We start from the raw sequence: 11,616 nt of genomic DNA, 5'->3' as shown, positions 1-11,616 counted from the left end.
ATTGCAAGCGTGTCTGGGCGTCTGGATCGCATCAAGATGTTTCATACCGATCGCGGGAGTGAGTTCGATAACAAGCTCATTTCCGAGGCGCTGGAAACCTTCGAAATTAAGCGCTCGCTGAGCAATAAAGGCTGCCCTCACGATAATGCAGTTGCCGAAGCAACGTTTAAGATTTTCAAGACGGAGTTTTTCAACCAACGACATTTTCAAAATCTTCAACAACTGAAGCTGGAACTTGATGATTACGTTCACTGGTTCAATCATCACCGCATTCACGGGACACTTGATTATCGGACGCCTGTTGAAGCTCGGCGGTTGCCCTCATAAAATCTGTCCGATTTCGTGTTGACAATCCATGGAACGGGAAAGGAAGTAGACGGACTGACGGAAGGGGATAGCGACAAAAGGAGAGAAAAGTGGAACGGGAGAAGCAGACGGACTGACGGAAGGGGATAGCGTGAAAGGGAAGAAAGGAGAAGAGGAGACGAAACGAGGAGAAGGGGGACGTTGTTCCTCGTTGCGCCGCCGCTCGCGGGATTGTTCTGGAATAAGCGGTTGGAACCATGTAAATTTGTCGACGTATGAGATAATATAGGCTATAGAGAGGAGAGATTGGGATGAGTTTTTTTAAAAAAATTACGGATACGGTCAGCAAAGGGGTAACGACGGCAACGGAGAAAGCGCAGCAGACCGTGGAGATCACCAAACTGAACAATCAAATCTCCGGCAAGCGCAAAGATATCGATAAATTGTACGCCGCGATCGGCGAAGCCGTATACGAAGCTTACTTGGCGAAAGACCTGTCCGCCTCGGAAGATCAGGTGAGACCGAAGTGCGAGGAGATTTCTGCGATTCGGGAAGAGATCGCCGGGCTGGACGCCAGAATCAAAGCGATCCGCAACGAGAAGGACTGCGAATCATGCGGCAAGCGTGTGTCCGAGGAGACGAGATTCTGTCCTTCGTGCGGCCACGCCTTCCCGCCTCCTGTCGTCGAGAAGGAACCGATCCAGGTCGATCTGCATGTGCCGGAAGAGCCGCATGGAGCGGAAACGTCTGAGGCTGCAGAGGCATCGGATTCGCCGGATGTGTCAGATGCGGCGATATCGGCGGAAGAAGAATCGCCTCGCGTAGATCAGCGGCAGATTTGCAATAGCTGCGGCACCCCGCTCTACGCGGACAGCCATTTCTGCCCGGCTTGCGGGCAATCGACCCGCGCGTAAGCTTGCGTCGCGCGTTGACCGGAGGGTCTCGCCGCTTGAGCCGGCCGCGATGGACGACGGACAATACTTGAAAAAACGAGTAACGAGCCCGGGACTGCCTCAAAGCAGCCGATACCCGCTGGCCAATACAGCGCTGGTCTTCGCAAAAAACAAGCCTTCACCGGAGTTCATCCGGACGAAGGCTTGTTTTTCTATTCTTTGACCGCACCGGCGGTAATGCCGGAGAAGACGTACCTTTGCAGGAACAGGTACAGCAGCAGCGTCGGGATCAGCACGATGAGAATCGCCGCCGACAGCTGTTCGAAGCTGGAGGCGCGCTGGCCGACGAACGTCATGAGCGAGGTCGACAGCGTGTGGAGGCTTTTCGACGGCATGTACAGATAAGGAATGTACATGTCGTTCATGATGTCGACCGCCTTGATGATGCCGAGCGTGGCGGAAGCCGGCAGCAGCAGCGGGAAGATGATTCTCGTGAAGATGCCGACGTACGAGGCGCCGTCGATCATCGCGCTTTCGTCGAGCTGTGCGGAGATTTTCTCGATAAACTGCAGGAAGATGAAAATTTGCAGCAGATCGGTGCCCGCGTAGATGAGCAGCGGCGCTCCGAGCGAGTCGTACAGGCCGAGTCCTTTGATAATCTGGAACCTCGCGACCTCCGTCGTGTAGAACGGCACGACCATGGCGACGATGAACATGCCCATGACGAGCTTTTTCAGCCGAAAATTAAAACGGTTCAGCACGTAGGCCGTCATCGCCCCGAGAATCGTGTTCAGGAACACGCTGACAAAGACGAGAATGCCGGTGTTGCGGAAGCCGACGAGCATGTTGCCTTTTTCGAACGCCGTCTTCAGGTTGCCGAAGCTCCACTGCTTCGGCAGCGAGAGCGGAGAGGAGCTCATCAGGTCCCCCGGCGTCTTGAATGCGGTCATGACGTTGATAGCGATCGGAAACAGCACGACGGCGGTAATAGCCGCGAACAGCAGATAGAGCAGCGGAAGGGAGCGCGTCCGAACGTTCATGACGATTCTCCTTTCCCTTTGAACAATCGTCCCTGCAAGTAGCTGAAGACGATGATCATGAGCATCAGAATGACGGCTAGCGACGAGGCGAGCCCGTAGTTGTTATACTTGAAAGCCGTCTGGATCGTATATACCGTAAAGGTGGTGCTCGCAAGTCCGGGCCCGCCCTGCGTCATCAGAAACGGAATGTCGAACACTTGCAGAGCGCCCCTGACGTTCAGGAACAAGACGATCTCCATCACCCGCGAGATGCCGGGCAGCGTAATGTGGACGAATTTCTTGAGCGGTCCCGCCCCGTCGATCGTTGCCGCTTCGTACAGGTCGTTTGGAATCGACTGCAGTCCGGCAAGGAACAGCACGACGTGAAGCCCGCTGAATCTCCATAGCGAGACGACGACGAGCGAATAGTTGACGATGCTCTTGTCGCTGAGCCAGTTCCGAATCCAGCTTTCCAGGCCGACCGCTTCGAGCAGCGCGTTGATCGGGCCGTTGATCGGGTTGTACAGGAAGCTGAACAGATAGGCGACGGCTACGCCGTTCAAAATGTAAGGCATAAAGACGATAGAGCGGAAAAAGCGGCTTGCGCGCATTTTGTTGTTCAGGAATACGGCCAGCATCACCTCGAGCGGGATAAACGCCGCGTGGATGCCGAAATACAGAAAGTTGTTGGACAGCGCCTTCCATACGTCGGGATTGCGGAAAGCCTCCACGTAGTTGTCGAATCCGACGTAGTTGAAGCTCTTGCTCATTCCGTTCCAATCCGTCAGGCTGAATTGCAGCAGTCTGAGCGACGGGTATAGGAGGAACAGGAGGAGCAGCGCCACGGGTATGAACAGGAACGAGACGACGACCAGTCTCTTCTGCATCGAATAACTCATAAGACAATCCCCTTAATGATCGGGGCCGTCCTTGCCAGGACAGCCCCGTGTCGTAAAATTGCGCTTATCGATCAGGGACCGGAGCGTCGGATTACTTGGAAGCTTTCGCTTTCGCCCACTTGTCGTTCAGGGCGGGCAAAATGTCTTCGACCTTCTTGCCGGCCATCATATCCTGGCCGATCGCTTTCACGTCGAGCTGGATCGCGTTCGTGATCCGGGTGTATTCGGCGTCTCCCGGGATATAGCTGAACGTCTCGTTCTGGTTGTCGGCATAGAACGCTTTCAGGAACGGCACGTTCGATTCCACGCCTTCGAATGTGGATACCAGCTTCTGCGCGTCGATATACGTCTGGTACACGTCCGGGGAGAAGAACCAGTTCAGGAACTGCTTCGCTTCTTCCTGATGGTCCGATCCGCTCGTAATGCCGTAGAAATGGTCGGTGAACATCATCAGCTTAAGCGGCTCGCTCTCGTCGAGGCGGTAAGGCATCGGGAAGGCGGCCAGATCGTCGATACTGCCGACCTTGGCTTCGTATGTCGGAGCGAACCACAGTCCCGCCGCGATGACGGCCGCCTGCTTGGACGAGAACAGATCGGTCGCCTGATCCCAGCCGATGCCGAGCGGGTCGGGTCCCATCACGTCGAGGGCGTACAGTTCTTCGATCTGTTTGTACGATTCGAAGAAAGGCTTGCCCTCCGCGAACGGACTGTCGTCCTTGGCCATATCGCTCAGATAGGATTCGGCTCCGGAGACGAGCTGGGGAAGGAACTCGTTAAACGGATAGTTCGGCCAAGCGTCCTTGCCTCCCATAGCGTACGGGATGTATTTGCTGTTGTCCTTGATGTTCTGCAGCAGCTCGAGGAACTGCGGCCAAGTCGTCGGCGCCTGCAAATTCAGTTCCTGGAAAATGCTCGGACGGTAGTAAACGAGCTCGGGGAATGCCATCATCGGGACGGCGTACGTTTTGCCGTCGATCGCGAACTTGTCGGCGTATTGGTTCTGGGCCAAGTAAGCTTCTCCGTCCAGCGGGATAAGCTGCTCCCGGAAGTCGTACAGCCAGTTTGGCTTCAAGCCCATGACGTCGGGGAGCTCGTTGCCCGTCGCCCGCACCTTCATCGCCTGCAGGTAGTCTCCGTCGGACTTGAACGTCTCGAGCTCGACGGTGACGTTCGGAGCGACGCTCGAATACTCTTTCACTTTCTCGTCGAGATAGGTGAGAAAGTCGTTGTTGACGTCCCAGATGGCCATCTTAAGCGTCACTTTCTCTTTGCTGGCGGCCGGAGACGAGCTCGCTCCGGATGCCGCCGGACTTGGCGAAGCTTCGCCGCCGTTGTTGCCTCCGCAGGCGGACAGCAGCGTAGTTGCGGCCAGTGCGGAAGCGAGCGCCAGCGTGACCCTGTTTCTCTTTTTCATCTTTGCAGACCTCCGTAATGGAATGATGTAATCGCTTTCGAGTTGTATTTTATCGGCTATGGAGGCGCTTTCCCATGTCAATCCTTGTTCTTTTTTTCTCTCTTTTTATCCTCGGGCGGAGCGAAGGGACTCACTTGGAAAACAGCTGCTCGCGATATTCGAGCGGCGTCTTGCCCGTTACCTTCTTGAAAATTTTGCTGAAATGGCCCTGATTCGGATAGCCGACCTTCTCGGCGATCTCGTAGATTTTCATGCCGCTGCCCATGAACAGAATCGCTTTCTCCACGCGGGTTTTCATGACGTATTCGACGAACGTTTCTCCCGTTTCCTTGGCGAAAATCTTGCTCAGGTAGCTCTCGCTGATGCCGGCCGCTTCGCTTGCGCTCGCCAGCGAAATCGGCTCCTGATAGTGCCGGTCGATCCACTTTTTCACTTTGTCGACGAGCGGAGGGGAAGTTTCGAGAATCCGTTTCTTCGGATCGATCGCGTCGTGGACGGCGCGAATCAGCGAGCCGAGCCACACGTTCAGCGGGCGGGAATGCTCGAAATGTCCGACTCGCTCGAGCGGGGACTGCGGTTCGCCCAGCTCGGCCCAGCTCAGTCCTCTGGAATGGAGCAGAGAGCCGATCTCCCAGAGCAGGGAGCGATATTCCTGCGCCGCCGTCTCCACGGGAACGCCGCACGAGCCGGCGAGCTTGTTCATGCCGTCTTCGAGCGGTCCGGTCCAATCGGTTCGTCCGGCTTCCAGGCAGCGCAAAATTTCCGGGACGTCCCAGATCGGAGCGGCCAGCTGCCGCGAATAGGCGCTGACGTCCTCTTCGAAGTAGGCGCGTCCCGAGCCGAGGTAGAAGCGCGTCCGCGCCAAATGCCGAGCTTCGCCGTAGCGTTCCTGCCACGCGGCTGCGCCAGCGCCGGCGCGAAGCAAGCCCAGCGTGGCTTCCAGGTTCAAGTAATCCCGGATCTGGCTGATGATTCTGCCCGCCAATTCCGCGACGGCTTCGCGGGCTTGCAGCTCTCCGAGGCGGCCGGGCACGGGAAGCAGCAGGGCGTACTCCCGTGAAGCGATGCGGGCGATCGTCGGCTCGATGCGATAGTTCGCGGAAGCCTGGCGAATCGAGTGCGCGATCATCCGGCTTCGCGTCTTGTCCATCTCGCCGGATTCGCCCGAGGCATCTCGATCGACGAGCAGACAGCAGAGAAACGGCATGCCGCTGTCCGCGGAGGCGAGCCATTCGGGAGCCGGAGAAGCTTCGGCACCGGGGGCGGCGTCGGGACGGACGAGGGCAAGCAGCGCTTCTTCTCTGCGCGCTTCCTCGAGGGCCAGGCTTTCGAGCTGCCGGCGTTCCCGGAGATGGTTGGCTTCGCCGATTTTGCCGACCGTTTTGCCGATGATTTCCCCGACATGCTCCGCGTTCAAATCTTCTTTGATCATATAGTCGTGGACGCCGTGCATGAATGCCTCCCGAACGTATTCGAACTGGGAATAGGCGCTGAGTACGATGACTGCGGTGTCCTGCCCCTCGGGCGACGATCTCAGCTTCTTCAGAAACTCCAGACCGGACATAATCGGCATCTGGACATCGACGACGACCAGATCGATGCGGCGGGAAGAAACCATGCGCAAGGCGTCCAGTCCGTTCGAAGCTTCCGCCGCGATCTCGCAGCCGTAATCCTCCCAGCGGATCAATTCTCTCAGCGCCAGCCGGTATATCGGTTCGTCGTCGACGATCATGACTCTTAACATATCAGTTCTCCTCTCTTAGCACGGGAAGCGCGAGCGTGACGATCGTGCCCTTGAGCGGCTCGCTTGCGATCGACAGTCCGAAAGGCGTCCCGTAATTCAGCGTCAGCCTGTCGTGAACGTTCCGCAATCCGATGCCGTTAAAGCTCATCCGTTCATAGGCGTCGGCTTGGTTCAGCAGAGCGTTGCGAACGTCGGGGCTCATTCCCCTTCCGTCATCGCCGACGGAGATCGCGAAGACGTTGTCGCGGCGGATTTCGCCGGCGATGCGGATCGTTCCTCTCGATTCCCGCTCGTGCACGCCGTGGATAATCGCGTTCTCGACGATTGGCTGAAGCAGCAGCTTCAGCATGCGGAGCGAACGCGTACCGGGCGGGAAGTCGTATACGACGTCGAACCGGTCCCCGTAACGGATTTTCATGATCTGAACGTAATAGTCCAGCAGCTTGATCTCTTCCTCCACGCTCGTGTACGCGCCTCCGCGGTTAAAGGCGGAAGACAGCAGCTTCGTTAACGCCTCGGTCATTTTCTGGATATTGGGAGCTTTAGAGAGACCGGCCATCAGCTTGATCGTGTTCAGCGTGTTGAGCAGGAAGTGAGGATTGATCTGCGATTGCAGAGCCGCGATCTCCGCCAGCCGCTTCTGCGTCTCCTTGTCCTCGATCTCGCGGATCGACGCTTTGAGCTGCGCGACCATCTCGTTGAAGGTAACGCCAAGCACGTACGTCTCGACGGGGCCGGACTCCTTGATGTTCGCTTTCAAGTTGCCCGTCTTGACGGCGGCCATCTGGTTGACCAGCGTTCCAAGAGGTTTGACGATGCTGCGAACAAGCCAGTAAGAGACGAACAGAAACACGAGCAGGGCGGCCGCGGACATGACGAGGATGCGTCTGTACGTGGCGTTGGTCTGCTCCAGCATGCCGGCGTAGGAATACACCTGGATGTATTTGAATCCTTGCTCCGACAAGCGGTAGACGACGAACGATTGCTGTCCGTCGATCGTCTCGACGTAGTGGCCGCTGCCGCCTTCCAGCGCTCTTCGGTAATGCGGATTGTCCGCGATGCCCCGGTCCATCGCCTCGGCGTCGGTCGAAGCAATGACGCTGCCGGATGCGTCCAGGACGAAGCTGTCGCCGGCGTCGCTGACTTCCGTCTTGAGCAGCTCGGCAATCTCTCTGACGTGGAAGACGAAGTAGATCGTTTCGACGCCGAACAGGGGGATGCTGTAGTTCGGGGCCACCGCCAAGCTGATGTAGCGGTTCCCGCCGAACAGGCTTGCGTTCGTCTCGGCTCCCATGATGTGCACTTTGTTCGGGCTTAGCAGAACGTTGCGATACCAATCCTGGCCGCGCATCGTTGCCTCGTCGATCGCCAAGTTGCGCTTGTAGTTGTCGACGCCTCCGCCGCGGAAAGTGAACAACACCGATTGGACATCCGGCGTGTAGTGAAAATAGCTGTGCAGGGTAGACTCCAGTTTCCTGCTCTGTTCGAGCTGTTCCTGGCGCGCTGCGGAGAAGCGGGCCGCCGATGCGGCGGCGATAATTTCGCGGTCGTTGGCGATCGTGGCGATCGTGTTTTTCATCAGCCGCAGCTTGGAATCGACCGTATACGAAATTTGTTCCAGCGTCTGCATCGCTCTGGAACTGGCATTGTCCAGCAGGATCGTGTTGAAGGAACGGACAGAGTACGCGGCGATCAAGGAAATTGGAAGCGATATCATAATGACGAACGAAACGAGCAGGACGGTCGAGAACTTCCATCTTCTGCGATAGAGCGGCATCGAGCTTCGGGGCAAAGGGTTTCCCTCATTCCTTCGAGTGGTATGGAATATCGTATACGATAGCTTGTTTTCTTTTATTCGACAAGATGGAGGTGCGAGGGAAAGGCGGAGGAAATCGTGCGTCGTACTATTCGAATTCAGGCTGCGTTAAGTAATGTGACTTAGCTAAAACGAGGCTTTTTTTCGATTTAGGACAAATCTATCAACGATTTCCTTACTTTTTAGTAAAACCGGATAAAGACATTTCGATTATTATGTTATAATATATAACATATATAGTTAGTTAAGTTGTTGGGTGCTGGATTTCGACTGTCAATGTTATATTATGTGGCGCTTTGTAATAGAAGGAGGCAAGCTTCATGACCATCATGCCGCGCAAAGAAACGTACATCGATCATCGGGAGGATCTTTCGTCCGGCGTTATGGAACGGACGGTACTTCAAGGCAACGCGATGCTGACCGAGCTTAACGGGCGTCTGCGCAAGCTGACGGCGTTGCTGTTGGAGGGGAGAGGCCTGTACGCGATTTTGGACGAAATGGAAGCGATGCTGGACAATCCGGTCGTCGTCGTCCGGGAGCACGACAAAGCTTGGCTGTCCCGCGGGCTCAGGGATACGGAACCGACGGAAATATGGCCGCTCCTTCAATCGCTTACTTACCGGCAGCTCGACCGGGGGGCGGGCGAAGGATACGTTCCGTTGACGAATTCCGTCCGCGTCTACGTTAAGCCGATTCCGGAGCAGAAGACGAAGCAGTCCTACTTGGCGGCGGTCGAGCACAAGCGCGAGCTGAGACCGCTCGACAAGCTCAGCATCGATCGGCTGGCTTCGCTGGTCGGCATGGAACTGGCCAATGTGGAAGCCGTTCGCGAAGTGGAAGACAAATATTTGGACCAGTTTCTGCACGACTGGCTCACGGGGAAAATCGTCTCCGAGGCGGATTGGAAGCTGAGGGCCGAAGTGTGCGGCTGTCTGATTCCGGACGGAACGGCGCTCGTCGCCGCGCTGATCGGATTGCCCGAGGCCGACGGTTCGGCGGATCGCCTGCGGGAGGCGTGCCGCCTGCTTCGCTCGGAACGGGGGCGCACAGCCGAAGGGCTGCTCGTCGCGCCCGTGGGCGAAGACTTGGCCGCCGTGCTGTCGATTCCGCAGGAGAAGCTGGCCGAGGGTGAACGCGAGTCTGCGCTGTTCGCCGCGTTAACCGAGCTGCTGGACAGTCTGAAGGAGCATCTCGGGGAACCCGAGCTGAAGCTGTACGCGGGGAGGGCGGCGCACCGGCCGGACGGCTTGCAGGGAAGCTGGACGCAGGCCAAGCACGCCCGTCAAGTGGCCGAAGTGTGCGCGCTTCCGGGCGAGGTCATTGCTTACGATAAACTGGGGGTGTATTCCCTCTTGTATTTGATCCCTTCCGGGGAAGAGCGGGAGCAGTTCCTCAACCGATATTCGCTGCCGCTTCAACTGGCGGATCGCAAGGGAGGGGGGAGGCTGATGGAGACGCTGGAAATGTTTTTCCGCTGCAACGGGAACATCAAGCTCACTTCCGAAAGGCTGTTCGCCCACTATAACACGATCGTCTACCGGCTGGAGAAGGTGCAGGCGATTCTGGGCGTCTCCCTCGACGACCCGGAAGACCGGCTCCAGCTTCATCTGGCGCTGAAGCTCGGCCAGATCACGCCAAGCTCCGCGCCGAACTGAGCGCCCCGACGGCAAATAAACGTACGTCCCCGCATGGTGTGCGGGGACGTACGTTTATTTTGCGACGGCTCGATTAATATCCCGCGCGAAGGATGATAACCAACAAAATGAACAGAACCAGGGCGAATGCAGCCGTTCCGAAGTAACCGCCGCCGTGAGTCGGCCCGCAACCGCAACCTGCCGCACCTGCTACCGGATAACCCATTAGTGAAAACCTCCCGTATTGATGTGTTTGTGATGGCGAATCACAATGTCAGCATATGACGGGGGGCATATGGAATCCTGTACGTTTGTACCGTCAGGACGAATAATCCCTATTTTCAGCGGATGTCCCGGCTGGAGAAGCGACGAGGTTGTTAAAGTGGCGGATGTGCTTGATTCTCGTGACGCCCTGCACCGGGCCGCTGCAGCCGACGCGAAACGTGGAAGAGCTGGAAACCCCGAGCGCGTAGACGCAGCCTACCTGCAGGGTGGGCCACGGCGATTCGCTCCGGAAGCGAACGGGGACTTCGGCTTCGGGAACGGGCTGCGGCAAATAAAAGATCGGATAAGATTCGAAGAAAAACTCGTCGTCCTGGAAATTCGCGATGGCCCGCTGCACGGCGAGCGCCCGCGAAGCCATATTGGTGTCCTGTCCGTCTCCGAGGTGCACGACTCCCGACGAACTGACGGTGTTTACGAACAGCGAGAGCAGCGTCGTGCTTCTGGGGTCACGGTTCAATTTGTTCTTCTCCTCCTCCCGGCAGCGGCAAAGGAGCCATCGGAGACACGATCATCGATTCGGCGGGCGTATCGAAGTAAGAATATAGCGTGATCGATTCGGTGTCGCCAAGCAGCAGCGCCGACGAGCTGGACACTCCGACAAGATTGATGCAGCCGACGGATACGGGGCCGTTGGTTACGTGAAGAGACAGCGGCGACGACAAGTTGCTCACCCCCTTTTATCGGACTGTTGAAACTGTTGCTGCTGCTGTTGCTGCTTGCTTAAATAAGCGGCGAAGGCGCCTTGAACGTCGCGCATCGTTTTCTCTTTGACCGAATCCCGCCATTTTCGCTTCTCCTCCTCCGTCCCTGCGGACGGGTAGGCTTCGGAGCGGGCATAATAATGGACGCGTTCGTTAAGCTGCTTCTTTACGTCTGCGACGATCTGCCTGCGATGCTCTTCGCCCAGGACAATTCCGAATTGCGGCTCCAATCCGGTCAGCGCACCGTAAGCTTCGGCGTCCATGTAGGCGGCCATCTCCTGCTGAAGCTGGCGCATCGGCTGAAGCGCCGCGTCGGCGTTTCCTTCCGCCGCCGCTTTCCATCCGGCGAATCCGGGCGTCTCCAGAGATTCGACGTCCTGAATGCCCTGCGGCGAGATGCCGACGTTCAGGGTGCCTTCCAGGCGGTTGACCTTCAACTGGTCGAAGTGATATTCGACGTGCAGAGGGGGTTTGCTCTTCACTTCGTCAAGCTGCTTCTGCAGCGAGGCGATCTGCTCCGCCATCTGCTTAAGCCGGACCTCCGCCTGATACAGGCGCTGCGCCATGCCGGCCCACGAATTCGGGTGCACGGCCGCTTGCCCGTTGTTCGGATGAAGTCCGGGCTGGGCCGACTGATAGACGCCGTTCCACAGATTGGGCTGCGGCTGTTGCGGTTGCATCGTCATTGCCCCTCTCTCTTACGTCGGATTCGGCAAAGGTACGAGCGACAGGGTGTTGAGTTCCTCGCTCAGCTCCGGAGCGGGCTCGGCGAAGCCGCCCGTATTGTAGAGCTGCGACAAGGATTGAATGCTGCCCGCGCTTCCGATCTGCAGGACGGAGGAGTTCGTAATGCCATCTATTCGGAGCTGGCCGATTGTAATCGTTTGTTGCACGTTCCAGATCAT

13 protein-coding genes are annotated in these 11,616 nt (G+C 57.3%); 3 read left to right on the top strand and 10 right to left on the bottom strand.

Annotated elements, in window-relative coordinates; translation table 11 throughout:
• Nucleotides 1-327 (top strand): IS3 family transposase (locus B0G52_RS34795; protein ID WP_158223549.1); only part of this gene is annotated, 327 nt, incomplete at its 5' end.
• Nucleotides 328-617: 290 nt separating this feature from the next.
• Nucleotides 618-1,220: a zinc-ribbon domain-containing protein gene (locus B0G52_RS34790; protein ID WP_094051038.1), complete on the top strand. Its 603-nt coding sequence runs from the start codon at nucleotides 618-620 to the stop codon at nucleotides 1,218-1,220.
• Between the two features lie 191 nt (nucleotides 1,221-1,411).
• Here the strand turns inward: B0G52_RS34790 and B0G52_RS34785 are convergent, their stop codons facing one another.
• The 5 genes from B0G52_RS34785 to B0G52_RS34765 form a co-directional block, all read right to left on the bottom strand.
• Nucleotides 1,412-2,239, bottom strand: coding sequence for a carbohydrate ABC transporter permease (locus tag B0G52_RS34785; protein WP_094051037.1), 828 nt, complete (start codon nucleotides 2,237-2,239; stop codon nucleotides 1,412-1,414).
• The gene (locus B0G52_RS34780) at nucleotides 2,236-3,117 is read right to left on the bottom strand and encodes a carbohydrate ABC transporter permease (RefSeq protein ID WP_094051036.1); all 882 of its coding nucleotides are present in this window, start codon (nucleotides 3,115-3,117) and stop codon (nucleotides 2,236-2,238) included. Before B0G52_RS34780 ends, B0G52_RS34785 begins: the two co-directional genes overlap by 4 nt.
• Before the next feature lie 91 nt (nucleotides 3,118-3,208).
• On the bottom strand, nucleotides 3,209-4,531 hold the full coding sequence (locus B0G52_RS34775) for an ABC transporter substrate-binding protein (RefSeq protein WP_094051035.1): 1,323 nt from the start codon (nucleotides 4,529-4,531) through the stop codon (nucleotides 3,209-3,211).
• Between the two features lie 130 nt (nucleotides 4,532-4,661).
• A complete protein-coding gene (locus tag B0G52_RS34770; protein ID WP_094051034.1) occupies nucleotides 4,662-6,275 on the bottom strand; it encodes a response regulator in 1,614 nt (537 codons plus the stop codon).
• 1 nt (nucleotide 6,276) lies between these two features.
• The gene (locus B0G52_RS34765; RefSeq protein WP_094051033.1) at nucleotides 6,277-8,067 is read right to left on the bottom strand and encodes a sensor histidine kinase; all 1,791 of its coding nucleotides are present in this window, start codon (nucleotides 8,065-8,067) and stop codon (nucleotides 6,277-6,279) included.
• A gap of 344 nt (nucleotides 8,068-8,411) precedes the next feature.
• On the opposite strand from B0G52_RS34765, the gene B0G52_RS34760 reads away from it, so the two are divergent.
• On the top strand, nucleotides 8,412-9,746 hold the full coding sequence (locus B0G52_RS34760) for a PucR family transcriptional regulator (protein ID WP_094051032.1): 1,335 nt from the start codon (nucleotides 8,412-8,414) through the stop codon (nucleotides 9,744-9,746).
• Between the two features lie 73 nt (nucleotides 9,747-9,819).
• Here B0G52_RS34760 and B0G52_RS34755 read toward each other — a convergent pair whose 3' ends face one another.
• The 5 genes from B0G52_RS34755 to B0G52_RS34735 form a co-directional block, all read right to left on the bottom strand.
• Nucleotides 9,820-9,951, bottom strand: coding sequence for a sporulation protein YjcZ (locus B0G52_RS34755; RefSeq protein ID WP_094051031.1), 132 nt, complete (start codon nucleotides 9,949-9,951; stop codon nucleotides 9,820-9,822).
• Between the two features lie 93 nt (nucleotides 9,952-10,044).
• Nucleotides 10,045-10,467 carry a spore germination protein GerPE gene (locus B0G52_RS34750; protein WP_094051030.1) on the bottom strand — a complete coding sequence of 141 codons (423 nt, stop codon included), beginning with the start codon at nucleotides 10,465-10,467 and terminating at the stop codon, nucleotides 10,045-10,047.
• A complete protein-coding gene (locus B0G52_RS34745) occupies nucleotides 10,457-10,672 on the bottom strand; it encodes a spore gernimation protein GerPD (RefSeq protein WP_304441905.1) in 216 nt (71 codons plus the stop codon). Before B0G52_RS34745 ends, B0G52_RS34750 begins: the two co-directional genes overlap by 11 nt.
• Nucleotides 10,673-10,677: 5 nt before the next feature.
• The gene (gerPC, locus tag B0G52_RS34740) at nucleotides 10,678-11,397 is read right to left on the bottom strand and encodes a spore germination protein GerPC (RefSeq protein ID WP_094051029.1); all 720 of its coding nucleotides are present in this window, start codon (nucleotides 11,395-11,397) and stop codon (nucleotides 10,678-10,680) included.
• A 12-nt stretch (nucleotides 11,398-11,409) separates the two neighbouring features.
• Nucleotides 11,410-11,616: a spore germination protein GerPB gene (locus B0G52_RS34735; protein ID WP_094051028.1), complete on the bottom strand. Its 207-nt coding sequence runs from the start codon at nucleotides 11,614-11,616 to the stop codon at nucleotides 11,410-11,412.

This window comes from Cohnella sp. SGD-V74, assembly GCF_003001675.1.
Classification (GTDB): domain Bacteria; phylum Bacillota; class Bacilli; order Paenibacillales; family Paenibacillaceae; genus Cohnella.
This window is presented reverse-complemented; position numbering and strand designations above follow the sequence as displayed.